Below are 24,080 nucleotides of genomic sequence, written 5' to 3'. Positions count from 1 at the left end.
CGGCCCCCGCGAACCTGCGACGCGCCGGTCAGCGCTTGGCGACGAAGACGTGCGAGGCGATGTCGGAGGCGAGCTCGGCGGCCTCGCCACTGCTGCCCACCATCACCCCACCGGGCGACTCCGTCACACTGACCACCGCACCCGGCTGCACCCCGGCCCGGCGCAGCGTGTACATCAGCTGGGCATCCGTCTGAATGGGCTCGCCGATGCGCCGCACCACCACCGTCTTGCCCTCGGAGCCCGGCTCCAGCTCCGTCAGGCTGACCACACCGGCGTCCAGGAACGGATCGGCCTCGGCCTTCTCGCCCAGCTCCTCCAGACCCGGGATCGGGTTGCCGTAGGGCGACTCCGTGGGGTGGCGCAACAGCTCCAGCACCCGCCGCTCCACGGCCTCGCTCATCACATGCTCCCAGCGGCACGCCTCGGCGTGCACCTGCTCCCACTCCAGGCCGATCACATCGACCAGCAGGCACTCGGCCAGCCGGTGCTTGCGCATCACCCGGGTGGCCAGCCGACGGCCCTCCTCGGTGAGCTCCAGGTGCCGGTCACCGGCGACCGTGACCAGCCCGTCGCGCTCCATGCGCGCCACCGTCTGGCTGACCGTCGGGCCGCTCTGGTCGAGCCGCTCGGCGATGCGGGCGCGCATGGGGACCACACCTTCCTCTTCCAGCTCCAGGATGGTGCGGAGATACATCTCCGTGGTGTCGATCAGTCCGGACATGCGTGCCCCTCGATAAGTAGTGCGCTGGCCCTGTAGCCAATTCTGACGCATACCACCGACAACGGCGCCGCCCACCGCACGGCCGCGGGCCACCGTATTGACAGGGCGCAGGTCAACACCGCAACGTGAGCCGCGCCACCGGACCACCACCGAACGCGAGGGAGCCCTGTGCGATGAGCGGGAACAAGCTGGCCGGGCAGTTCTTCGACGCCGCGATCGGGCTGCTGCGGCGGGCGCGCGACGAGGAGGCCGAGCACATCGCCGGCGCCGGGTCCATGATCGCCGACACGGTCGCGGACGGCGGACGGCTCTTCGCCTTCGGCGCCGGGCACTCCTCGCTCCCCGCCCAGGACGTCGTCTACCGGGCGGGCGGGCTCGCCCTGATGAACCTGCTCGCCGTCCCCGGCACCGTGGGCGTCGACATCACACCCGCCACCCTGGGCAGCGCGCTGGAGCGCGTCGACGGGCTCGCCGGAGCCGTCCTGGACACCAGCCCCGTGGAGGCCGGTGACGTCCTGATCGTCATCTCCCTGTCCGGGCGCAACTCACTGCCCGTGGAGATGGCCCTGAACGCCCGCGCCCTGGGCCTCAAGGTCATCGGCATCACCTCCGTCGCCTATGCCGAGCAGACCAGGTCCCGGCATGTGTCCGGCACCTTCCTCAAGGACCACTGCGACCTGGTCGTCGACAACAAGATCGCCATCGGGGACGCCGAGCTCACCGCCGAGGGCATCGCCGCGCCCTTCGCGCCCGCCTCCACCGTCGTCACCAGCGCCCTGATCCAGGCGATCGTGGCGGCGGCCGCGGGCGAGCTCGCCGCCCGCGGCATCGACCCGCCCCTGCTGCGCTCCGGGAACGTGGACGGCGGCCACGAGTGGAACGGCCGGGTGCTGCACGAGTACGGCGACCGGATCTTCTTCCGGCACTGAACCCCGACGGCACCGAGCCCGGACGGCACTGAGCCCCGGCGGCACCGGACCCGGCCGGCGCTTCACCCTCCCGTCGCCGCCGCCAGGTCGATCGCCGCGGCGACCCGGGTGGCGATGTCCTCGGCGTAGGTCGAGTCCGCCCGGTCGAAGGGCCGGCGCGAGGGCCCGCGCAGGAAGGTGACCGCCCCCAGCGTGCGCCCCCGGCTGCGCAGCGCGGTGGCCAGCGCGTGCTGGGTACCGGCGGGCCACCGGTGGACCGCCGCCCAGTCCCGGGTACGGTCCGAGACGGCCCGCACCGAGCCACAGCGCTCGACCGCCTGGAGCGCCGGATGCCCGTCCGCATACGGCACCGGAAGCGCGCACCCGGCCCCGGAGGGGCCCGCCCCGGTGGGCGTCGCCACCACCCGCAGCAGCCGGACCGGGTCCTCCGGTTCGGCCTCCGGGTCGGGCAGCAGATCGATCAGGGCGTGGTCGGCGAAGCCCGCGAGGGCGAAGTCCAGATAGAGCGCCGCCGCCTCCATCGGGTCCTCGCACTCGGCCACCGCCCGGCCCGCGCGGTGCAGCTGGCTGCCCCGGAAGCGCAGCCGGGCGCTCTCCTGCTCCGCCAGCCGTGACTTGGTCACATCCAGGAACAGCCAGGCCACGCCCAGCGGCACCGGCTCCTCCACCAGCGGGGTGGCCAGCCGCATGAAGCCGCTGCGCCAGCAGCGCCGTTCCCCGGCCCCGGAGGCCCGGCCGCCCTCGCCGTCGCCGCGCACCGTGACCCACAGCTCGGACGGCGCGGGCGGCGAGCCCGCGGCCAGGACGTGCTGCAGCACACCCTCCAGCTCCTCCGCGCCGTGTTCGAGGAGATCGCCCAGCGGGCGGCCCAGCAGCGCCGTACGGCTCGACCGCAGCGCCCGCGCGGCCTGCGCATTGACCAGCGCCGGGCGCAGATCCGCGTCGACCAGGACGACGCCCCACGGCGCGTCGCCGAACAGCGCCTCGCTCAGCGCGACCGACCGCTCCAGGTCGATCTGGGTGTGCACCTCGCTGAACGCGCAGTACACCCCGGCCGGGTGGCCGTCCCCGCCCGGCACGGCCGAGGACTGGACGCGCACCAGCACCCGGCCGCCGTCCTTGGTCAGCAGCGCGAACTCGTCCACCTGCCGGCCCGGCGCCTGCATCGCGCCCAGCAGCCGCCGGGAGATCTCCTCGGCGTCCGCCTCGCGCACCGCCCATCCGGCCAGGCCCCGCCGCCCGACGGCCTCCTTCGCCGACCAGCCCAGTATCCGCTCGGCCTCGCGGTTCCAGTGGGTGACCGCGCCCTCGGCGTCGAACGCACAGAGCGCGGCGTCCATGCCGTCCAGCAGCGCGACCAGGAGGTCGTGGTCGTCGCCCGCCCCGGGCATCCCGGAAACCCCGGCGGCCGAATCGCCCTCGAAACCTGCCCGCTGCCGCGCTCCATGACGGGCCGGGCCGGACTGGTGTGGAGCGGTCACGAGATACCCCCAGCTGGACGCGTCTGCATGTCCTGCACGACGGGCCATTCAACTCGACCCGGCCCGGAACCACACCGTCTTCGGCGAAATCGGTGCCCGCGGAAAATCCGTTTGTCGCCCGGGGGGCCGCTGCCTAGTGTGTGGGGCACACAAGAAGGGAGGTGATCGGGCCGATGATTTCAGTCCGGACGTGTGAGGTGACTGCGGGCTAGCGCCCGTCGTCGCGCACAGCGCAGCGCCGGCTACGCCGGCCAATTCCAGGCAGTCACCCGGTCCGTGGGTCGCCGAGTCGTCCGCTCGGCACTGCCGCTCCGCGAGGGGTGGTGGTACGACCCACGGGCCGTCTGCGTGTGGCTGCCCGCCGGGGGGTTGTGCCCCGGTCCCGCCCTTCGCCGTTTCCCTGGGGCTTCGCCCCAGACCCCGCAATGCGGCGAAGCCGCATTGTCCTCAAACGCCGGACGGGCTGGGTGCCAGGTCATGGATACAGCCGCTCCACCCGCCACCCCTCCCCCGCCCGTACATACCGCAGCCGGTCGTGGAGGCGGTTTGCGCGGCCCTGCCAGAACTCCACGCTGTCCGCGGCCACCCGGAAGCCGCCCCACTCCGGGGGCACCGGGACCGGCTCGCCCTCCGGGTGGCGGGCCGCCAGCCGCTCGTACGCGGCCTCGATCTCGGCGCGCGAGGCGGCGACCGTCGACTGTGCGCTCGCCCACGCGCCGAGCTGTGAACCATGCGGCCGGGAGTGGAAGTAGGCGGCCGTCTCCTCCCGGTCCACCCGCTCGGCCCGGCCGGTGACGATGACCTGACGGGCGATCACATGCCAGGGAAAGACCATCGACACATGGGGATTGCGGGCGATCTCCATGCCTTTGCGCGAGCCGTAGTTGGTGAAGAACACAAAGCCGCGCTCGTCATAGCCCTTCAGCAGCACCATCCGCGAACTGGGCCGGCCCGCCTCGTCCGCCGTCGAGACGACCATCGCATTGGGCTCGTGCAGCCCACCGGTGGCCGCCTGCACAAACCAGCGCGCGAACTGCTCATAGGGATCGGCGGCCAACTCCTGTTCGGTGAGGCCGGTGGAACAGTACTGCTCGCGCATGGCGGCGGGGTCGAACTCGTCTGCATCGGACACGGGCCCATCTTGCAGCACCGGCGCACGACCCGCAGCGGACCGGCGGGGCCACCTACTCTGCCCGGTCGCGGCCCCGGGTAACCCTCTCCCGGGGGAATCGCGCCATGTGCCGGACATCACCCTTCCCCACAAGTGGCGAACCCACCAAAATCACTGGGTGGACAGCTGTGGCGCCCTTAGGGGGGACACCCCCTTGACACCACCGGCTATCGTTTCCGGCCCGGACCGGCCTCCTGACGGAGTACGGGTGAAGGGCCGGGTGAAGTGCGCCCGCACCGGGCATGACCGGGTAGACCGATACGGACCGCGAGCCACGACACGCAGCCGCGTAACCGGTTCGGCAGAGCCACCAGCCGCAGCAGAAGACACCGCAGCAGACATCCCGCTGACCATCCGGCCGGGACACCGGCAGGTCGGCAGTCGCTTGTCGAACACATCACGAGGAGCCGCCTGATGTCCGATTTCGTACCCGGACTCGAAGGAGTCGTCGCGTTCGAGACGGAGATCGCCGAACCCGACAAGGAAGGCGGCTCGCTCCGCTACCGAGGCGTCGACATCGAGGACTTGGTCGGCCAGGTGTCCTTCGGCAACGTCTGGGGCCTGCTGGTCGACGGGGCGTTCAACCCCGGCCTGCCGCCCGCCGAACCGTTTCCCATCCCGGTGCACTCCGGCGACATCCGGGTGGACGTCCAGTCGGCGCTCGCCATGCTCGCTCCCGTGTGGGGCCTGAAACCGCTGCTCGACATCGACGAGGACACCGCCCGCGACAACCTCGCCCGGGCCGCCGTCATGGCGCTGTCCTATGTCGCCCAGTCGGCGCGCGGCCAGGGGCTGCCGATGGTGCCCCAGCGGGAGATCGACAAGGCGGAGACCGTCGTCGAGCGCTTTATGCGGCGCTGGCGCGGCGAGCCCGACCCCCGGCACGTCAGGGCCGTCGACGCCTACTGGACCTCGGCCGCCGAACACGGCATGAACGCCTCCACGTTCACCGCCCGGGTGATCGCCTCCACCGGGGCCGATGTGGCCGCCGCGCTCTCCGGTGCGGTCGGCGCCATGTCCGGCCCGCTGCACGGCGGGGCGCCCTCCCGGGTGCTCGGCATGATCGAGGAGATCGAGCGGACCGGCGACGCCACCGCATACGTCAAGCAGACGCTCGACAACGGCGAGCGCCTGATGGGCTTCGGCCACCGCGTCTACCGCGCCGAGGACCCGCGGGCCCGCGTACTGCGGCGCACCGCCAAGGAGTTGGGCGCGCCGCGCTTCGAGGTCGCCGAGGCGCTGGAGAAGGCCGCGCTGGAGGAGCTGCACAATCGCCGCCCGGACCGGGTGCTGGCCACCAATGTGGAGTTCTGGGCGGCGATCGTGCTGGACTTCGCGGAGGTGCCCGCGCACATGTTCACCTCGATGTTCACCTGTGCGCGCACGGCCGGTTGGAGCGCCCACATCCTGGAACAGAAGCGGACCGGCCGCCTGGTGCGGCCGTCCGCACGCTATGTGGGGCCGGGGCCGCGCGACCCCCGCGAGGTGCCGGGCCACTCGGAGACGGCCGGCTGAGCCTCCCGGTCGAGCGCGTCGGCCAGCACCTCCGCGAGGTGCCGGCCGCGCCGCCCGGCCAGCTGCCCGATCTGGGTGCGGCAGGAGAAGCCGTCCGCCAGCACCTCGGCGCCCTCCGGCGCGCCCCGCAGTGACGGCAGCAGCTGCTCCTCGGCGCAGGCGGCCGAGACCTGGTAATGCCCCTTCTCGAAGCCGAAGTTGCCGGCGAGTCCGCAGCAGCCGCCGCTGAGCTCCCCGGTCAGCCCGGCCCGCTCGCGCAGCCACCGCTCCGCGGTGTCGCCGAGCACCGCGTGCTGGTGGCAGTGCGTCTGTCCCACCACCGGCCGGCCGATGCGCGGCGGCTGCCACAGCGGGGCCCGCTCCTCGATGATCTGCGCGAAGGTCCGCACCGACGCGGCGAGTTCGGCTGCCCGGGGGTCGTCGGGCAGCAGTGCGGGCAGGTCGGTGCGGAGCGTGGCGGCGCAGCTCGGTTCCAGTACGACCAGGGGGGATCCCAGCCCGGCGCCGAACCGGTCCAGGGAGCGCCGCATGACCTTGCGCGCCCGGGTCAGCTGCCCGGTGGAGATCCAGGTCAGCCCGCAGCACACCGGCCCGTCCGGCAGTGCCACCTGTTGCCCGGCGGCCTCCAGGACCCGCACCGCGGCCCGGCCGACGGAGGGGGCGAGGTGGTTGGTGAAGGTGTCGGGCCACAGCAGCACGGCCCGGGCGGTGGGTTGGGCGGTCGGCCCGTCCGCCGTCCGGGCCGCGTACCACCGGGTGAACGTCCGCCGGGCCGGCTCCGGAAGCTGCCGCTCCGGCGCGATGCCGCCCAGCCGCTTCGCCAGCGCCGCCAACGGCGCCTGCCGGGCCGCCGCGTTGAGCAGCGGTGCGAGCGGCGCGGCGGCCCGCAGCCACAGCGGAAGCCAGCCCATCGCATAGTGCGCGGCGGGCCGCAGCCGGCCCGCATAGTGGTGGTGCAGGAACTCCGCCTTATAGGTGGCCATGTCCACCCCCACCGGGCAGTCGCTGTGGCATCCCTTGCAGGACAGACACAGGTCGAGGGCCTCCCGCACCTCCGCCGAGCGCCACCCGTCCGTCACCACCTCGCCCGCCAGCATCTCGTGCAGCAGCCGCGCCCGGCCGCGGGTGGAGTGCCGCTCCTCGCCCGTCACCCGGTACGAGGGGCACATCACCCCCGTACCCGGCCTGCTCTCCCGGCACTTGGCGACCCCCACACAGCGGCGGACCGCCGCCGAGAAGTCCCCGCCGTCGCCCGGATAGGAGAATTCGACATCGACCGGCCGCTTGGGCAGCACCGCGAAGCGCAGGTTCTCGTCCAGCCGGTACGGGCGGACCAGCATCCCCGGGTTCAGGCCGCCCGCCGGGTCCCAGAGGTCCTTGAACCGGCCGAACAGAGCGACCAGTTCGGGCCCGTACATCTTCGGCAGCAGTTCGGCGCGCGCCTGTCCGTCGCCGTGCTCCCCCGACAGCGAGCCGCCGTGCGAGACGACCAGCGCGGCCAGTTCGGCGGAGAACTCGCGGTACTTGCGCACCCCGTCCCCGCTCAACAGGTCGAAGTCCAGGCGCACATGGACGCATCCCTCGCCGAAGTGGCCGAAGGGCGCGCCCCGCAGCCCATGGCGGCCCAGCAGCGCCCGGAACTCCCTCAGATAGGCGCCGAGCCGGGCGGGCGGCACGGCGCAGTCCTCCCAGCCGGGCCAGGCCTCGCCGCCGTCCGGCAGCCGGGTGGCGGTGCCGGCGGCATCGTCCCGTACCCGCCAGAGGGCGCGCCGGGCGCGGGGTTCGGCGACCACCAGACGGCTCTCCGCGGCGCCCGCCCGGCACAGCTCCTCGGCGCGCGCCCTGGCCTCGGCCTCGCTCGCGCCGCCGGCCTCGGCAAACAGCCAGGCCGCTCCCCGGGGCAGTCCGAGGTGCCCGTCGACCAGATCGGCGGCCATCCCCTCGACCGTCAACGGACCGTATGGCAGCAGCAGTTGCGCGGCATCGGCGGCCGCGGCCTCGTCGGGGTAGCCCAGCACCGCCAGCACCCGGGCGGCGGGCGGCTCCACCAGCCGTACCGTTGCCTGGGTCAGCACCCCCAGGGTGCCCTCGCTGCCGGTGAAGGCCCGGGCCACATCGGTGCCCCGCTCCGGCAGCAGGGCGTCCAGCGCATATCCCGAGATGCGGCGCGGGAGTTGGGGGAACCCGGTGCGCAGCAGCGCCAACTCCCCGCCCACCAGCTCCCGCAGGCCCTTGGCCAGCCGGCCGGGGAGCTCATCGGTGCCCCGTCCCAGGCGGGCGGACTCACCGCCGTAGGTGAGCACCTCCAGCCCGACCACATTGTCGGCCGTGGTCCCCCAGGCCACCGAGTGCGCGCCGCAGGCATTGTTGCCGATCATCCCGCCGAGGGTGCACCGGGCGTGGGTGGCGGGGTCGGGCCCGAAGGTCAGTCCGTATTGACCCGCCGCCGCCCGCAGGTCGTCGAGGATCACCCCGGGCTGCACCACGGCGGTACGGCCTTCCGCGTCAAGCCTCTTGATCGCCCGCATATACCGGCCGAAGTCCAGCACCACCCCTTCCCCGGTGGCCTGCCCCGCGGTCGAGGTGCCGCCCCCGCGGGCCACCACCGGCACCCCGTGCGCACGGCAGACGGACAGTGCCGCCGCCACATCGTCGGCGTCCCGGGGAGCGACCACGCCGTGCGGCACCCGCCGGTAGTTGGACGCGTCCATGGTCGTCAACGCTCGGGCGGCGGCGGAGAAGTCCACATCCCCGCGCACCGCGGCCCGCAGGGCCGCCCGCAGTCCCTGAAGATCACCCATGGCCAGAGCTTGCCCGCGCCCTGCCCCCCACTACCAGTACCGCGTCTCAACGGGTGGACGCACTGTGGCACCCTTCCGCAACGGTTTACTGACGTTCCCTTCCCGATGCCGGTCAGGGAAGCCGCGGTGACCTGCGGTTCCGGCCGGGGGTCCGGGGGTTGCCCCCCGGGAAAGCGCAGTAGGCTGCCTCCGTGGCTGATATCCAGATTCCCGCTGACATCAAGCCCGCCGACGGTCGCTTCGGCGCGGGCCCGTCCAAGGTGCGTCCGGAGGCACTCGCCGCCCTGGCGGCAACCGGCACCTCCCTCCTCGGCACCTCCCATCGGCAGGCGCCGGTGAAGAACCTGGTCGGCAAGGTCCGCGAGGGCATCCGCGACCTCTTCTCGCTCCCCGACGGCCATCAGGTGATCCTCGGCAACGGCGGCTCCACCGCCTTCTGGGACATCGCCACCCATGGCCTGATCGAGTCCAAATCCCAGCACCTGTCCTTCGGCGAGTTCTCCTCCAAGTTCGCCAAGGCGGCCCGGCTGGCACCCTGGCTGGCCGAGCCGACGGTCATCGCCGCCGACCCCGGTACCCACCCCGACCCCCGGGCCGAGGCGGGCGCCGACGTCTACGCCTTCACCCACAACGAGACCTCGACCGGCGTCGCGATGCCCATCAGGCGGGTGGCCGGCGCGGACCAGGGCTCGCTGGTCCTGGTCGACGCCACCTCGGGCGCGGGCGGCCTGCCGGTGGACATCGCCGAGACCGATGTCTACTACTTCGCCCCGCAGAAGTCCTTCGCCTCCGAGGGCGGCCTGTGGCTGGCGGTCTTCTCCCCCGCCGCCCTGGACCGCGCGGCCCGCATCCACGCCTCCGGCCGTCATATCCCCGAGTTCTTCTCGCTGCCGACCGCGATCGACAACTCCCTGAAGAACCAGACCTACAACACCCCCGCCCTCTCCACCCTCTTCCTGCTGAACCAGCAGCTGGAGTGGCTGAACGGCCAGGGCGGCCTGGACTGGGCGGTCCGCCGCACGGCCACCTCGGCCCGTACGCTCTACGGCTGGGCCGAGGCGTCCAAGCACGCGGCCCCGTTCGTCACCGACCCGGCCAAACGGTCGCAGGTCATCGGCACCATCGACTTCTCCGATGACGTGGACGCGGCGGCCATCGCCAAGGTGCTGCGCGCCAATGGCATCGTCGACACGGAGCCCTACCGCAAGCTGGGCCGCAACCAGCTGCGGGTGGCGATGTTCCCGGCGGTCGACCCGGCGGATGTCGAGGCGCTGACGGCCTGCGTGGACTATGTGATCGAGCGGCTCTGACCCGCCCGGTGGGCCCGTGGCGAACGGGCCCACCGCCCCTCGACCGGTCCTAAACGGCGCCCGCCGCCGGCCGCCGACGCAGCACCAGCCAGCCGCCCACCAGCAACACCACCCACACGCCCATCACATAGAGCGCGATCCGGGTATCGGCGCTCCAGGCGATCAGCACCGTCACCACGGCGAAGAAGCCCAGGGCGAGCACATTGGTGACCGGAGCGCCCGGCATGCGATATGCCGACGCCCCGGTCCGCCCGGCGGCCACGTCCCGCCGGTACCGCAGATGCGTCACCAGGATCACGCTCCACACCAAGATGGCGCCGCCGGTCGAGACCGCCGTGATATAGGCGAACGCATGCTTGGGATCAATGGCGTTGACCAGCACACCGAGGCTCATGACCAGCGCCGAGACGCCCAGGGCGAAGGCCGGCACCCCCCGGTCGGTCAGCCGCGCCAGCACCTTGGGCGCATGCCCGTTCACCGAGGCGGTGCGCAGCATCCGGGCCGTGGAGTACAGCCCGCCCGCATTGCACGCGGACAACGCGGAGGTCAGCACGATGAAGTTGACGATCCCCGCCGCGCCCGGGATCCCGATCTTCTGGAACGCCGTGACAAACGGGCTGTCCCCCGGGTGGAACACATTCCAGCTGACCACCGACAGAATCACCAGCAGGGTGCCGATGTAGAACAGCCCGAACCGCAGCGGCAGGCTGTTGATGGCCCGGGGAATGTTCTTCTGCGGATCCTGGGCCTCCCCCGCCGTGACACCGACCAACTCCACGCCCAGATAGGCGAAGAGCACGATCTGCAGGGTCATCAGGGAGTCGTGCGCGCCATTCGGCATGACGCCCCCGTCCTTCCACAGATGGGTCACCGAGGCCGTGTCCCCGACATCGCCGAAGCCGATGATCAGCACCCCGAGCCCCACCAGGATCATGGCGACGATCGCGACGACCTTGATCAGTGCGAACCAGAACTCCAGCTCGCCAAAGGCCTTTACCGAGATCAGGTTGATCGCCGACAGCACCACCAGGGACACCAGGGCCGTCTGCCACTGCGCGACCCCGGGGAACCAGTACTTCACATAGGTTCCGGCCGCCGTGATCTCGGCCATGCCGGTGGTGACCCACATGATCCAGTACGTCCATGCGGTGGCATAGCCCCAGAAGGGGCCCAGGAATTCACGGGCGTGCTCGGCGAAGCTTCCCGACACCGGCCGGTGGGTGAGCAGTTCACCCAGCGCGCGCATCACAAAGAAGAGCACGATGCCCGCGACGGCGTACCAGATGATCAGGCTGGGCCCGGCCTGGGATATCGCGGTCCCGGCGCCCAGGAAGAGCCCGGTGCCGATCGTGCCGCCGATGGCGATCATCTGGATCTGCCGGGTGCCGAGGCCGCGTTTGTAGCCCTCCGGGGAGCCGGTGCCCGGTGGGCCGTCCGCGGGCGAGGCAACTGTGGGCGGCGTACTCTCGCCCGTTCTGGGTGGCTGCATGCGCGCGACCCTAGGTGGTGAAGAAGCCGTTTACCAGCCCATTTAAGCGGTGATACGCCGGAGTTGACCCGTTTTGGATGGGCGGGTTTTCACCGCTCCCCGGGCCTCCAGTGCGCGGGGCGGGTGAGCCCGGCCGGCAGCGTGGTCCTGGCGTCCCCCTTGGCCGCGTTGAGCTGCGACTGGGTGAGGAAGATACTCCCGGTGAGATCGGCACCGCCGAGGTCGGCATCCCGGAGGTCCGCCCCGATCAGGTCGGCCGACCTCAGGTCGGCGTCCTTGAGGTCGGCCGCGATCAGACGGGCCCCGCGCAGATTGGCACCGCGCAGACCGGCACCCCCGAGCCGGGCCCCCATGAGATCGGCCCCCCGGTGGTTGCGCTTGCGGCCCGGAACCTTGGCCCGCACCAGCTCGCTGGTGCGCAGCAGCAGGGCGTTGGCCTCGTCGCGGAGCGCCGCCACATCGACGGCCACGATGGCTTCGGCGCTGCCGAGGGTGAGGCGCTCGACCTTGTCCAGGGCACCGCGGAGATCGCCGTACAGGGGGCGGGCCGGCGGCAGGGACAGGGCCTCGGTCAGATACCGGAGCAGCTCATGAAGGTGCCGCATCACCGGGAACACCTCGGACATCCGGCGTGCCGTCCCGGGGTCCTGCCGCCAGTCCCGCCCGCCAAAGGTGACCTGCGAGACCTTCTGTCCCGCACCGAAGCAGTCGAAGACCGTACAGCCGGAGAAGCCCTTCTCGCGCAGCTTCGCATGGATGCCGCAGCGGAAATCCGCCCGCAGGTTGGCGCACGGCTTCCCGGCGTCCTTGTCCACCGCGAAGTCGGCCGAGGCCGAGAAGGGCAGCGCGACACAGCAGAGGCCGAAGCAGCTCGCGCAGTCGGCCTGCAGGTCGGTGGGGATCTGGGGCACCTGGGTGATCTCCTGCTGCTGCGTTCCGGGGCGGGGTGGGCCTCCATTCTCCCCGACCGGGCACCGTCGGCTCACCGCCCCGGTCAGGGGTGGGCCGCACAGGCCTCCCGCTATTCGGCATCCTGCGCGGCGGCGGTGGCGGTGGCCGGGAGGGCCGGGCAGAGGGCGGCGCAGAGCACAAAGGTCCCGATCACCCAGGGCATCGCCGTGGACAGGGCGTCCGTCATGCCGCCCGCCGTGTGCCCGAAGAACACCGTGCCGATCACCGCGGCGCCCAGGGCGCCGCCGAACTGCCCGGCCGTGGAGAAGATTCCGGACGCACCGCCCGCGATGTCGGCCGGGACGGCGGACAGGACGACGTTCACCAGCGGGACGATCAGGAAGCCCAGGCCCGCGCCCGCGATGACCAGCCCGGGGACCAGCGGCCAGGCTCCGGTGTGGACGGTGTCGGACCGGTCCGCCGCGTACCACACCCAGGCCAGGCCGCCGGCCATCAGCAGCGAGCCGGCCATCAGCACCAGTCGGCCGGCTTTGAGCGCAAGCGCGTCCGCGGCCGGGGCGGTGAAGAAGCCGCCGACCGAGAAGGCGACCGTGACGAGACCCGCCTGCATCGGGCTGTAGCCCTCGCCGCTCTGCAGCCAGATCGCGAAGACCAGGAAGAAACCCTGCATGCCGATCGCGAACAGCAGCTGCACGGCCATGCCCACGGAGAAGGCGGGCAGCCGGAAGGCCGACGCGGGCAACAGCGGCACGGTCGTACCGCGCCGGCGCGCCTCGAACAGTGCCAGACCGACGACGGCCAGGACACCGGCGGCGAGGCAGACCCAGCCCCACAGCGGCCAGCCGTTGGGGCGCCCCTGCACAAGCGGCAGGACAATGGCGATCAGACCACCTGCCAGTACCAGGCTGCCCAGCAGGTCCGGGCTGCGAGCCGAGCGCTTCCTGGTCGCCGGTACGAGGACGATCCCGGCGATGAACGTCGCGACGGCCACCGGCACGTTCACCAGGAACACCGAGCGCCAGCCCCAGCCGAACAGGTCGGCGCTGGTGAGCAGGCCGCCGAGCAACAGCCCGACCGCGGAGGCGAATCCGGCGACCACTCCGTACATCCCGAAGGCGGCGCCGCGCTCCTTGCCCTGGAACAGCGTGCGGAACGAGCCGAGCACCTGTGGCGTCAGTATCGCGGCCATGACGCCCTGGAACGCACGCGCCGCGATCAGCTGTCCCGGGCTCTGCGCGATTCCGCAGGCGAGGCTGGCGACGCCGAATCCGGCGGTGCCCACGAGGAAGAGCGTCTTGCGTCCATACCGATCGCCGAGGTGCCCCGAAACGACGAGCGCCGCCGCGAAGCCCAGCAGGTAGGCGGAGACCGTCCACTGCAGGGCGCTCTCGGAAGCACCCAGGTCACTCCCCAGGGACGGGATCGCCACATTGACGATCGTCACGTCGAGGAGGTCCATCAGCGCGGCCACCATCATGACGACGGCCGCCGCCCAGCGGCGTGGATGGGGTGCCGCAAGGGGTGCGGTGTCCGTACTTATCGTGGTCATCTTGGTTCCTCTGACTTCTCATGACTTCTCAGGTTTATTTCGTTCATCCAAACGAAAGACTTTCATGTGCACCGCCGCACCCACAAGTCTTTCGTTTGGACGAACGAAGTGCCTTGCTAAACTTGCGTCATGACCAGGGACGACAGCTCACGACGGGCCGAGGCGATCGCGGCTCTGACCGCCGTGGGCCGGGACTCCAGCACGGCGGCCGTCGCGTTCCACACGGCGGTCGCGGCCAGGCAGGGTCTCGGTCCCACCGAGACCAAGGCCCTCGGCCTCCTCCAGCGCCACGGCGCCCTCACCGCCAAGGACCTCGCCGAGCACTCGGGGCTGGCACCCGCGTCGGTGACCGGGCTGGTGGACCGCCTGGAGAAGAAGGGCTACGTCCGCAGGGTGAAGCACCCGACCGACAAACGCCGGGTGCTCGTCGAGTCCCGCCCGGAGAAGCTGGCGGAGCTGGCCCCGCTCTTCGATGACTGGGTGCGCGAAATCACGGAACTCTACGAGGAGTTCACCACGGAAGAGCTCGAGACCGTCATCCGCTTCCTGACGGGCGCGAATGAACGCCAGCGGGCGGCGACAAAGCGGCTGCTTCCATGACGGAGCCACCCGGCCCGGCCCGGCGGCTTTCGCGCCGTCAGGCTCGATCCAAGTCGAGCCGGTGGAAGTGGAACTGACAGTGCGTACCGCCCCGGCCGATCGTCATGGGACGCTCGAAGCGAAATCCATGACTCCCGGGATCGATGCCCTCGATCCAGTTGCCGTCGAATGCGCACATCGCCGGGGTCAGCTCGGGCGCCCCGTTGGCGGCCAAGACGTCGTGATAGAAGCAGCGGTGGATGTCCAGGAGGTAACTCCGGTCGTCATCCGTGGGGCGCCGGAAGGTGAAGCCCTCGCCGTATGAGCGCACTTCCGCCGCCTTCGACAGCCGGACCATGGCGGCGAACGGGTCCGGGGCGGCGTCGAGCGTCGCACGGGTCGCGTCCCGTACCGCATCGCCGAGCGGCGCGACGACCGCCTCCTCGATGAGACCGACGGCGACGGCGCGCCCCAGTTCGGGCAGCAACCCCTGGTAGGCGGCGACCAGGGCCAGCGTCACATGCAGGTTGTAGCGCGCGGGCGGATCGACGACGAGGGGCTCATTGGCGCTCTCGAGTTCCCGGTGCCGGGCGCGCATGGCGTCCAGGAGGCTCAACGGGAGCTCCCGCCGCCGTACTTCGGCCGCGATGTGGCCGAAGAACGCCTCGGTGACCAGGGCCATGTCGCGCTCCGCATCGGGAGCGTATTCGCCACCGCCGGCGGTTTCGAAGGGGTCGGTGTTGTTCAAGGCTGTCCTCTCGAGGATGACCGCAGCCTCGAGCACGGACCGGGAGCCTGATCGCAGCCCTGACCGCGCTCGCGACTGAGCGAGCGCATCAGCGCACTCCACCGACCAACCAGGCACTGACGAACCCCATGGATTCTGACCGCCCCAGCCTACACAACTCCCGGCGCCTGGCCAGACTTTGAGCTCTCGTCACTTTGAGCTCTCGTCACTCCCGGGCGGAGCCACGCTCCCGCCGCCACAGCAGGGCCACGGCCACCAGCCCGGCCAGGCACGGCAGTGCGCTGGGTATCGACAGCGCGACGGGCAGGACGGGGCGTCCGTACTGCCGGCCGCCGACGACATAGCAGGCGACGCACGCGGCGAGGACAAAGACGGCGGTGGACACCGGGCGGGCCCAGCACTTCCCCCGCCTGACCGCCCGGGCCATCAGCAGCCATAGGACGATTCCGGTCCCCCCGATCGCGAACAGGATGGTCAGGATGGCGGACCTGTCGCTGTCGATCAGGCTGGACTTGTAGTCGGGATAGGACTCACGCATATAGCCGGCCAGCGAATCACCGGTGGCCTGATCGACGATCGGGACGAGTACGGCGATCAGGGAGAGCGCCAGCCCGGCGTACATGACCATGACGGTGCGTCGCGTGGACGGCGACGGCGTCCCCGTCGATGCGGGTGTCGGCATCATTGCTCCTCTTGGGCGTGCACATCGAGAACCGTTCTCATTCAGAATCGTCCGAAGCTCGAATCGTAAAGTCAACCGATTATTGTGAGCCTGTGAGACAAACCCCGGGGGCAGCCACCCCTCTCGTCGAGACCGTCAGCTTCCGGCTGGGCGTCCTGGGCTCGATCGTCACGGACCAACTCGCCGAGCGGATCAAGGACCGTGAGCTCAAGCCCAAGCACCTCGGACTGATGGCCCTGCTCGATGCGCGGCCCCCGGCGTCCCAGCTGGAGCTGGCACGGACCATGGGGGTGGCACCGAGCCTGATGGTCACCCTCGCCGACCACCTCTCCGCACTGGGCGCGATCCGCCGCGACCGCGACCCGGCCGACCGCCGCCGCCAGGTCCTCACCCTCACCGACCACGGCCGCACCCTGCTGGCGGAGTGCGCCGAGGTCGCCTCGGCACTGGACACCGAGTTCACCGCCGCGCTGACGGATCAGGTGATGACGGGGCTACGGGACGCACTGCGGACGCTGGCGGCCGGCTTGGGACTGCCGACGGCGGAACGGTGAGCACCCTCACGACTCCGGAGGCCCGCGCCCGTTTCGCGGCGTCGCCGGTTGCCCGGTTTGCGACGGCCGATGAGGCGGGGGGTACCGCACCTTGTGCCGATCACCTTCGCATTGAGCAACGACGTCCTGTACTTCGCCGTCGATCAGAAACCCAAGCGCGCACAGAACCTGCGCCGCCTGCGGAACATCCAGCAGAATCCCAGGGTTTCGGTCCTCGTCGATCACTGTTCGCCGCTGGAGCAGCTGGACGTACGCGAGTTGAGCGGGCGCCAATATGCCCACCGCTCAGACGGCAATCCCCAACATCTCCGATAGACCGCCATCCCCCGGGATACCGCAGCTGGGTCCGTCACTGCGGCCTCGTCCGATCGTCTGTCTCCTGGGATGCGGAAGAGCCCAATGCCTTCGAGTAGGAGCCTGTCAAACGGATCAGCGGTGGGTGGTGAGGAAGTCGCGTCCACGTTCGTCGAGTTCGGCAGCACAGCGTACGCCGCGCGTGCGGAAGCGGGAGAGGTCGCGGCGCATGTTCTTGACCGCCTTGCGGGTGCGGACGGAGGCGACGCCGTCCATGTGGTCCATGGCCCGGCCCCAGGTGGCGCACGCCTGCTCGATGGCGCCCTGGCCGGCCTGAAGTTCAGCCTGGGCGACGAGGTCGAGGGCGATGATGCGGGCGTAGGTGCCCGCGGGGCGGCTGGCGGCAGCACGAGCGTACTGCTGGGCGGCGTTACGCGGGTCGCCGAGGGTGTCGAAGACCTTGGCAGTGCGAGAGCAGACGGTCGCTTCGATGGGCCCCCAGAACAGGGCCCAGAACGGTGTCGGGTCGCCCTTGGCCGCATCGAGGCGGGTGCGGGCCTGTTCGACGGCGCGGACAGCCTGGTGGCGTTGTCCGGTCTTGGCGAGCGCGTGGGCGCGGGTGATGTGGAACAGGGCTTCGGTGGCTGGGTCGACGTGGCCTTTGACGCGGTCCAGGCCGGTCTCGGCGAGGGCGAGGCAGTGCTCGGCGCGGTGGATCTTCATACCCTGCTGGGACATGGTCCGCATGACGAAGCCGTCGTGGCCGGGGACACCGGACTCGGCGGCGAGCGCGTAGGACTGCAGGTAGTACCGCTGGGCGAGCCCTTGTTCCCCGGCGTCGTAGCTCTTCCACCCGGCCAGGTGCACTCCGGAGGCGGCGGCGGAGAGCATCTGCCGGCGGGCGTCCTCGCTGCGGAAGCGGCCCCGGCACAGGGTGGCGACGTCGGTCATCAGGTACTGGACCAGGGCGGATCGGCCGTGCTGTCCGCCGTGGAGTTCGTCCATGGCAGTGAAGACCTGCACCATGTCGCGGACGGCGGCGACTTCGGCGTCTCCGGCGATGGCACCGCTGCGGGCAGCCACGGCGCGGTCGGCGATATCGCGGACGTAGTCCAGGGGCAGGGCAGCGGCGGCCACGGAGTAGGCCGAGGTGGCGAGGAAACGGCGGCGGTTCACGTCGGCCTCTCCTATCCGGGTCAGGGTCTCGATGGGGTCGGGACCAAGCGACAGTCCGATGCTGTCATCCCCTGAACTGGTCTGGACAAGGCCCAACTGGTCCACCGTCACCAATCGGCCCAGCAGGCGGGATAGCGCCTCGGCGAGGTATCGGGACGTGTTGCCGGCGGGCTGTGCGCCGGAGAGCCAGTGCTCGACGGTGGAGCGGTTGGTGCGTAAGCCCTCACCGGACTCGGCCGCGACGAGACGGACCATGCGGGCGACGGTCTCGTACGGCAGCCCCTTCTCATCGATCAGGGCTTTGAGCTGCGTGTTCGGTGTGCGCTTGGCCATGGACCCGCCCCGGTATACGCGATATACGGCTCCCCCGCGCTCACACGGTACCGGCCAACTCCCTTGGAGAGTTCACTGTTTGACGCACCCCAAGAATGCGGTCCCTCCCGGGCCGTGGAGGGTGAGTAAGTCCCGTTGCCGCGCGCCCGCTCGGGGTGCGCGGGACGGTGAAGTGACGGACGAAGGAGGAAGACGATGGAGACCACCGAGTCGGCGGCGTATGCCGCGCCGGTTGTGCTGGATGCGGGCGATGTCGTGGAGGTGACGCTCGGCAACCAGAACTTCGACACGGTCGACGACACCCAGTACAAGCAGGGCACCTGATCCACGCCGAGGCCGGGTGCGGTGATCGCCGCATCCGGCCTCGGCCTTTGCTGGTCCAGCTGTTGAAGGTCGAGACGGGAGGCATCACGGTGCGGTGGTGTGCGGGATGGGAAGGCGGTCCAGCGGTCCGGCAGCCCCGGGAGGGGCAGTCGGTGCAGGGCCTCGGGGAGGTGTGGTCGGTCGGCTGGCCTGGTGCCCAGGTCCGTACGGCCGGGACGGGGGCCCTCGCGCTGGCGGTGGTCGGGGTGTGCGGGGCCACCGACCACCAGCTGGACGCAGGCTTGCCGGTGGTACGGGCGGGAGGGTGGCGGGAGTTGACGCGGTGGCCCGGCTCCTTTCTGGTGATCGCCCGCAGCGGTGAGACGCTGACCGTGATCGGGGACCTGTCGGGCCTGCACCCGGTCTACTACCGCCGTGAGGCAGCTGGGACGTGGTGGGCGACCTCCGCCGCCGCCCTGGCCACGCTGGACGGGGCGCCACGCGACCCGGTCGCGTTGGCAGCTCATCTGGCGTTCGGCCAGCCCGACATCCTGACGGGCCGAGGACTGTTCCGTGCCGTGCACCGGGTGCCGACCGGGCACCTGCTTCAGGTCACCCCCGAGAGTGCTCGGACGGTGCGGTACGAGCCGGCCGAGTACGCGCCGGTGGGGCTGCGTGAGGCGGCACCGGTGGTGCGGGCGGCGCTCGCCGAGGCCGTCGCCGTCCGCTTGGACGGCCGTCCGGTGAGCGCGGATCTGGCGGGTCTGGACTCCACCACCCTGGCCTGCCTCGCTGCCCGCCACCAGCTGGTGACAGCCGTGACGTTCGCCGACGGGCGGCTGCGGGACGACGATCTCGCCTACGCGAAGCGGACCGCGGCCGCCGTCACCAACCTCCGGCACCACCCGGTGCCGGGGGCCCCGGGGACGGTCTACTACGCGGGCCTGGAGGATCCCTCCGCGCTGCCGCTGACGGACGTGCCGAACGCCTTCGCGGTCTCGGCACCGGTCAAGCGGACCGTGCTCGATACCGTGCTCGCCCACCAGGCGCCGGGGGTGCACCTGACCGGCGTCGCCGGGGACGGCCTGCTCTCCGCTCCCGCCTCCTACCTGGCTGATCTGCTGCGCGAGCGGCAGCGACGGAGGGCCTGGCAGCACGCCCAGGGCCACGCGCGGCTGCGGCAGACCTCCGTATGGCCCGTGCTGGCCCGTGCCCGCCCCGCGGCCCGTACGGGGCTGGGGGACTGCTGGCGGCAGACCGCCGCCGACCTGCGGCAGGCACCCCGGCCGTGGGTGCCGCAGGCCCGGCGCCCTCTGGCCTGGTCGCCGCTACTGGCCACGGCGGACTGGATGGCCCCGGACGTCCGCCGCCAACTCGCTGACGCCCTCACTCAGGCTGCCGACGAGTTGACCGAGGCGCCCGCGCGGCTGGCGGCGTGGACGGAGAGCCAAGACCTTGCCCGCATCGGTGGCGACGCCCGCGGGTGGCAGACGCTCGCCTGGTCCGAGCACGGCATCGAGATCGCGGCCCCCTACCTGGACAACGAGGTCCGCCGGGCCTGCCTGGCCGTGCCGGCCGACCAGCGCGGGGCACCGGGCCGGTACAAGCCCTTGCTGGCCGAAGTCTTCGCGGGCACCGACGTGCTGCCTGATTTCGTCCTGACCCGGGCCACCAAGGGCGGCTTCAACGCGCTCTCCTATGCCGGGCTCGTCCAGCACGCCCCTGTCCTGCGGCATCTGCTGGGCCCGTCGTCGCGTCTGGGGGCCATGGGGCTGGTGGCCGACGGGCCGGTGGGGAAGATGCTGGCCCGCGCGGCGGCCGGGCAGGCCACCGCCCAGGGCGCCCTTCACGCGGCCGTCGTGACCGAGGTGTGGCTGCGACAGCTCGAACAGAGGGCCACCTGGTGGGAGGTGACGGACCATGTGGCAGCTGCGTGAGGGCATCCACCCGATCCTCACCGACGAAGGCGGGGCCATCCTCAACGAGCACACCGGCCGCTGGACCTACCTCACCCCTACGGGCGCCGCTGCCGTGCTGGCCCTCCTCGCCACCACGGACGTGGACCAGGCTGCGGCCCAGTACGCGGTCGTCTGCGGGATCGGCCGCGAGCAGGCGGCTGCCGATGTGCAGGGCGTCGCCGACTCGTTGACCACGCAGGGCTTGGTCCGCACGGAACCGTCTCGCCGCCTACGGAGGTGGCGGCGATGACCACCATGGAGTCGTTCTCCACCACCCGCACCGGGCCCTTCCGCGACCGCCTGGCGGCGGCCACCGGGCTCGCCCTGGCCCTGGTGCTGCTGGCCCTGCCCTTCCGCTACACCGTCCGTGCCACCCGCCTCGCCCGCCGCACCGGCCGCCGCCCGATCACACCCGAGCGGGCCGAGACCCTGGTCGCCGCCGTCCGGCACACCGGCCGCCTGTGGCCGGTCCGGGCCGCCTGCGCGGAAATCTCGCTCGGGGCAGTCCTGGCCGCCGCCCTCCTCGGACGGCGCCTGGACTGGTGTCTGGGGGTCCGCTTCTCCCCGCCGCCGGTCGAGTACCACGCCTGGGCAGCCCTCCCCGGCAGCGGCCCGGTCGGCGAGTACACGCAGGCCGGATGGCATCACTACACCGCTCTCGTCATCTGAACCTGTCAATGAGCGCGTCAACTTGGCGCCTCATTGACACGTGTCTCTCACCCACTCGGGCCAGTTGAGGAACGCGTACCGACCCCTCCCCTAAGGAGTGAACACCGATGACCACCGTCGCCGCTGCTGCCGAGAGAGTCCCCGAGCAGCACTACACCCACCACGAGACCCGCGGCGAGACCGTGCACCGCACGAACCCGATCTTCATCCACCGAGAACTGGAAGCCCTCGACGTCCACAAGGGCATGAAGGTCGCCGAGATCGGCACCGGCTCCGGCCTGTCCGGCGGCCTGCTCGCCGAACTCGTCGGCCCCGTCGGCATGGTCACCAGCCTGGACATCGACCCATACCTGACGCGGTGGGCCAACCACATCCACGCCGAGCGCGGGCTTGGCAACATCCGCTGCTTCGCCGCGGACGGCACCGCCGGCTACCCCGACCAGGCCCCCTACGACCGGCTCGTGGCCTGGTGCACCCCGCCCCTGCTGCCCACGGCCTGGGTCAACCAGGTCGCCGACGGCGGCCTGATCGTCGCTACCCTGCCCATCGCTCCCGTGCCCAACGTGACCATCGGCGCCGTCATCCGCGTGATCAACGGTCAGCCGCAGGTCGAGTCCATCTTCCCCGGCTCCTACATCGAGACCGGCTCCTCCCCCCGCACTGACTTCTCCGTCCCCGCCCGGTGGGTCGACTGGGAGAACCGCATCCCCGCCATCTCATGGATCTCCATCACCTGGCGTCATCAGGACGACTGGCGCGCATCCGGGGCCCGAGCAGCCCTCGAGCGCCTCCGCGAGCCCGGCCACACCGAGCCATACACCGGCGGGGCGATCGACTGGGCCAGCCTGCGGACCTATCTCGCCGCCACCGCCACCGGCCATCGCCTGACCATGACGGAACTGCGGCTGAACGTCCTCGGCCTCGGCCGCTCGACCGGGGACGGCGCCGCCGTCATCGAGCAGGACGGCACCATCAGGGCCGACGCAGCGGACTCCGCCTCCCTGACCGTGTTGCGGGGCTGGCTGGCCGCCTGGGAGGAGGCCGGACGGCCCGCACCCGAGACCTACACCCCGGCCCTGGTACCCGGCTCGGAGGGCAGCGTCACCGGTTGGAACCTCCGGCTGACCCGGTAGCTCGCAGTGTGCCCCTCCAGCTCCCTGAGCTGCCCGGGGGCCTGCACCCACTGCGTGATCCGGGCGTGTCCGAGGACGAGTAACGTGCGCGGGCCCGCGCGACCGTGCGGCAGCGGATCAAGGGGTGCCGGCGCGTACGGCGGTGGTCGCCAGAGTGGTGTAGTGCATCGTGAAGCGGCTGCCCAGAGCGTCGATGGCTTGGCCGACCGCGCCCAGTATCTCGGCCAGCTGATCGGGACGAAGTCGGGTAAGGCCGCCGGTAGTGGGGAGCAGGTCCAGCCATTGGTCGCGCGTGTAGGACTGCTCCCAGTCGAATCGCCACTGTTCCGGGTCGTTGAACTGCCCGGTCTCGCGGATCCTGTCGGCGATCTTCGCGTACCCCGCTTGGTACATGTCCAGCGGACGTCGCGCCTGCTGATTGCTGAACGGGGAGTCGGGCGCCACCCGACGGTAAGCAGCCGCGAACGGCTCGGCCACCTCGGCAGGCGGCTCGAATACGTGCCCGAAGATCGCCAGGCGCCCGCTCGGACGCAGCACCTGGGCTGCCTTCACGGCGCCGGCGACCGGGTCCACCCAGTGCCACGACTGGGCGGCTATCAATGCGTCGAACACTCGGCCGGCCGGCTCCCAGGCTTCAAAGGTTGCCACCTCGACCTGCAGGCCGCGGGCTTGCGCGAAGTCGGCCATCCGCGCATCCGGCTCGACACCGAGCACGGCGCAACCGGCGGCCTGGAATTGACGGGCCGCAATGCCCGTGCCGCAGCCGACGTCGAGCACGTCAAGCCCCGGGCTCCCGGCGACGATGCGCGCCACCAGGCCATCGGGGTAGCCCGGTCGGGCCTGGTCGTAGCGTTGCGCATCCGTGCCGAAAGACTCGGCCGTCTGTCGAGCCCGATGCAGTTGCGCTGGCTCTGGTTGCTCTCGCGGTAGAGTGGGCATGCGTTCACCTTAGTGGGCGAGCGCCCATTTGCCAACGGATGCCAGGAGCCTGGCGCACGAGAGGATCTGTAAGTGCCGACCGGGGTACACCTTCGCGACGCGCGGCAGCAGCTGTTCGACGCCGCAGAACGCGTGCTGCTGCGGGATGGCCCGAACGGGCTGACCAGCCGGGCCGTCACCGACGAGGCAGCCTGCGCCAAAGGCGTCCTGCACCGGCACTTCACCGACTTCGACGCTTTCCTCACCGAGCTCGTGCTCGACCGGGCCGCACAGCTCGAGACACAAGCGCATGCGCTGCGCGAGACCGTCGGCACCGGCACCGTGGCCGATAACCTCACCGGCGCGCTGATCACCCTGTTCGGGCCGGTTCCCGTGGCGATCATCCCGCTCATCACTTTCCGGGACGAGTTGCGCGCGCGGCTGCGGCAAGCCAGGCCCGGAGGCGGCATCGCGATCCTCGCCCAGGTCACGACCGCGGTCTCCGCCTACCTGGCCGACGAGCGCGCAATGGGCCGCATCTCGGCCGACGCCGACATCGACTCACTCACCCTCTCCTTGGTCGGAGGCGGGCATCTCCTGTTCGCAGACCGCGACCCCGACCCACCGACCACGGCAACCGTCAACAAGCTGGTGACCACGGTGCTCGCCGACGTCGTGCAACGGCGGCCACGCTGAACCTGACTTGCAGCCTGCAACGGTCCGCGCCGAAAAGAGGCCCCCTCGTGCCGATCACCGACGTCCGCGAGTTGAGCGGGCGCCTACGTGTCCGCCGCTACGGCAGCGCGGCAACAGCCTCGTCCCACGGGTAGGCGCTCGCACTCACCGCGCTTGGGC

Annotated in this window: 23 protein-coding genes; 12 read left to right on the top strand and 11 right to left on the bottom strand. The window is 71.3% G+C overall.

Features of this window, described 5'->3' with window-relative positions:
- Window positions 1–28: 28 nt before the first annotated feature.
- Entirely contained in the window at window positions 29–721 is a 693-nt protein-coding gene (locus ABCR83_RS19440) for a metal-dependent transcriptional regulator (protein WP_462696332.1), read from the bottom strand.
- A 173-nt stretch (window positions 722–894) separates the two neighbouring features.
- On the opposite strand from ABCR83_RS19440, the gene ABCR83_RS19435 reads away from it, so the two are divergent.
- Window positions 895–1,650, top strand: a complete 756-nt coding sequence (locus ABCR83_RS19435; protein WP_462696331.1) for an SIS domain-containing protein — start codon at window positions 895–897, stop codon at window positions 1,648–1,650.
- Window positions 1,651–1,712: 62 nt separating this feature from the next.
- Here the strand turns inward: ABCR83_RS19435 and ABCR83_RS19430 are convergent, their stop codons facing one another.
- Both ABCR83_RS19430 and pdxH read right to left on the bottom strand, forming a co-directional pair.
- On the bottom strand, window positions 1,713–3,041 hold the full coding sequence (locus ABCR83_RS19430; protein ID WP_462696342.1) for a PAS domain-containing protein: 1,329 nt from the start codon (window positions 3,039–3,041) through the stop codon (window positions 1,713–1,715).
- 565 nt (window positions 3,042–3,606) lie between these two features.
- Window positions 3,607–4,230, bottom strand: a complete 624-nt coding sequence (gene pdxH / locus ABCR83_RS19425) for a pyridoxamine 5'-phosphate oxidase (RefSeq protein ID WP_462696341.1) — start codon at window positions 4,228–4,230, stop codon at window positions 3,607–3,609.
- A 486-nt stretch (window positions 4,231–4,716) separates the two neighbouring features.
- Here pdxH and ABCR83_RS19420 point away from each other — a divergent pair, with 486 nt between their 5' ends.
- Window positions 4,717–5,817, top strand: coding sequence for a citrate synthase 2 (locus tag ABCR83_RS19420; protein WP_462696330.1), 1,101 nt, complete (start codon window positions 4,717–4,719; stop codon window positions 5,815–5,817).
- Here ABCR83_RS19420 and ABCR83_RS19415 read toward each other — a convergent pair.
- A complete protein-coding gene (locus ABCR83_RS19415; protein WP_462696329.1) occupies window positions 5,754–8,618 on the bottom strand; it encodes an FAD-binding and (Fe-S)-binding domain-containing protein in 2,865 nt (954 codons plus the stop codon). The two genes, ABCR83_RS19420 and ABCR83_RS19415, sit on opposite strands and share 64 nt — an antisense overlap.
- A gap of 191 nt (window positions 8,619–8,809) precedes the next feature.
- On the opposite strand from ABCR83_RS19415, the gene serC reads away from it, so the two are divergent.
- On the top strand, window positions 8,810–9,928 hold the full coding sequence (gene serC, locus ABCR83_RS19410; RefSeq protein ID WP_462696328.1) for a phosphoserine transaminase: 1,119 nt from the start codon (window positions 8,810–8,812) through the stop codon (window positions 9,926–9,928).
- A gap of 49 nt (window positions 9,929–9,977) precedes the next feature.
- Here serC and ABCR83_RS19405 read toward each other — a convergent pair whose 3' ends face one another.
- The 3 genes from ABCR83_RS19405 to ABCR83_RS19395 form a co-directional block, all read right to left on the bottom strand.
- Window positions 9,978–11,417, bottom strand: a complete 1,440-nt coding sequence (locus tag ABCR83_RS19405; RefSeq protein ID WP_462696327.1) for an amino acid permease — start codon at window positions 11,415–11,417, stop codon at window positions 9,978–9,980.
- Window positions 11,418–11,506: 89 nt separating this feature from the next.
- Entirely contained in the window at window positions 11,507–12,337 is an 831-nt protein-coding gene (locus ABCR83_RS19400; RefSeq protein WP_462696340.1) for a pentapeptide repeat-containing protein, read from the bottom strand.
- Window positions 12,338–12,438: 101 nt separating this feature from the next.
- The gene (locus ABCR83_RS19395) at window positions 12,439–13,878 is read right to left on the bottom strand and encodes an MFS transporter (protein WP_462696326.1); all 1,440 of its coding nucleotides are present in this window, start codon (window positions 13,876–13,878) and stop codon (window positions 12,439–12,441) included.
- Between the two features lie 129 nt (window positions 13,879–14,007).
- Between ABCR83_RS19395 and ABCR83_RS19390 the strand changes: the two genes are divergently transcribed.
- Window positions 14,008–14,478, top strand: a complete 471-nt coding sequence (locus ABCR83_RS19390) for a MarR family winged helix-turn-helix transcriptional regulator (protein WP_462696325.1) — start codon at window positions 14,008–14,010, stop codon at window positions 14,476–14,478.
- Window positions 14,479–14,515: 37 nt separating this feature from the next.
- Here ABCR83_RS19390 and ABCR83_RS19385 read toward each other — a convergent pair whose 3' ends face one another.
- A complete protein-coding gene (locus tag ABCR83_RS19385; RefSeq protein ID WP_462696324.1) occupies window positions 14,516–15,205 on the bottom strand; it encodes an L-2-amino-thiazoline-4-carboxylic acid hydrolase in 690 nt (229 codons plus the stop codon).
- A 205-nt stretch (window positions 15,206–15,410) separates the two neighbouring features.
- Window positions 15,411–15,887 carry a hypothetical protein gene (locus ABCR83_RS19380; RefSeq protein ID WP_462696323.1) on the bottom strand — a complete coding sequence of 159 codons (477 nt, stop codon included), beginning with the start codon at window positions 15,885–15,887 and terminating at the stop codon, window positions 15,411–15,413.
- A gap of 92 nt (window positions 15,888–15,979) precedes the next feature.
- Between ABCR83_RS19380 and ABCR83_RS19375 the strand changes: the two genes are divergently transcribed.
- Both ABCR83_RS19375 and ABCR83_RS19370 read left to right on the top strand, forming a co-directional pair.
- Window positions 15,980–16,441 (top strand): MarR family winged helix-turn-helix transcriptional regulator, encoded by a 462-nt coding sequence (locus ABCR83_RS19375; protein ID WP_462696322.1) that lies wholly within the window; start codon window positions 15,980–15,982, stop codon window positions 16,439–16,441.
- A 93-nt stretch (window positions 16,442–16,534) separates the two neighbouring features.
- Window positions 16,535–16,756 carry a PNPOx family protein gene (locus tag ABCR83_RS19370; RefSeq protein ID WP_462696321.1) on the top strand — a complete coding sequence of 74 codons (222 nt, stop codon included), beginning with the start codon at window positions 16,535–16,537 and terminating at the stop codon, window positions 16,754–16,756.
- Window positions 16,757–16,870: 114 nt separating this feature from the next.
- Here ABCR83_RS19370 and ABCR83_RS19365 read toward each other — a convergent pair whose 3' ends face one another.
- Entirely contained in the window at window positions 16,871–18,244 is a 1,374-nt protein-coding gene (locus tag ABCR83_RS19365) for a hypothetical protein (RefSeq protein WP_462696320.1), read from the bottom strand.
- Window positions 18,245–18,439: 195 nt separating this feature from the next.
- Between ABCR83_RS19365 and ABCR83_RS19360 the strand changes: the two genes are divergently transcribed.
- The 5 genes from ABCR83_RS19360 (at window position 18,440) to ABCR83_RS19340 (ending at window position 22,307) form a co-directional block, all read left to right on the top strand.
- Entirely contained in the window at window positions 18,440–18,568 is a 129-nt protein-coding gene (locus tag ABCR83_RS19360) for a lasso RiPP family leader peptide-containing protein (protein WP_462696319.1), read from the top strand.
- Window positions 18,569–18,657: 89 nt separating this feature from the next.
- Window positions 18,658–20,484: an albusnodin/ikarugamycin family macrolactam cyclase gene (locus tag ABCR83_RS19355; protein WP_462696339.1), complete on the top strand. Its 1,827-nt coding sequence runs from the start codon at window positions 18,658–18,660 to the stop codon at window positions 20,482–20,484.
- A complete protein-coding gene (locus tag ABCR83_RS19350) occupies window positions 20,468–20,755 on the top strand; it encodes a PqqD family peptide modification chaperone (protein ID WP_462696318.1) in 288 nt (95 codons plus the stop codon). The genes ABCR83_RS19355 and ABCR83_RS19350 overlap by 17 nt, the downstream gene beginning before the upstream one ends.
- Window positions 20,752–21,174 carry a lasso peptide biosynthesis B2 protein gene (locus ABCR83_RS19345; RefSeq protein WP_462696317.1) on the top strand — a complete coding sequence of 141 codons (423 nt, stop codon included), beginning with the start codon at window positions 20,752–20,754 and terminating at the stop codon, window positions 21,172–21,174. Before ABCR83_RS19350 ends, ABCR83_RS19345 begins: the two co-directional genes overlap by 4 nt.
- 107 nt (window positions 21,175–21,281) lie before the next feature.
- Window positions 21,282–22,307, top strand: a complete 1,026-nt coding sequence (locus ABCR83_RS19340; RefSeq protein ID WP_462696316.1) for a protein-L-isoaspartate O-methyltransferase family protein — start codon at window positions 21,282–21,284, stop codon at window positions 22,305–22,307.
- A 117-nt stretch (window positions 22,308–22,424) separates the two neighbouring features.
- Here the strand turns inward: ABCR83_RS19340 and ABCR83_RS19335 are convergent, their stop codons facing one another.
- Window positions 22,425–23,246: a class I SAM-dependent methyltransferase gene (locus tag ABCR83_RS19335; RefSeq protein ID WP_462696315.1), complete on the bottom strand. Its 822-nt coding sequence runs from the start codon at window positions 23,244–23,246 to the stop codon at window positions 22,425–22,427.
- 72 nt (window positions 23,247–23,318) lie between these two features.
- Here ABCR83_RS19335 and ABCR83_RS19330 point away from each other — a divergent pair, with 72 nt between their 5' ends.
- Window positions 23,319–23,921 (top strand): TetR/AcrR family transcriptional regulator, encoded by a 603-nt coding sequence (locus ABCR83_RS19330; RefSeq protein ID WP_462696314.1) that lies wholly within the window; start codon window positions 23,319–23,321, stop codon window positions 23,919–23,921.
- Window positions 23,922–24,080 lie beyond the last annotated feature (159 nt).

The sequence above is a fragment of the Streptomyces xingningensis genome, from assembly GCF_054957865.1.
Note: the sequence above shows the minus strand (reverse complement) of the source record. Positions and strands in the feature narration are given on the sequence as shown.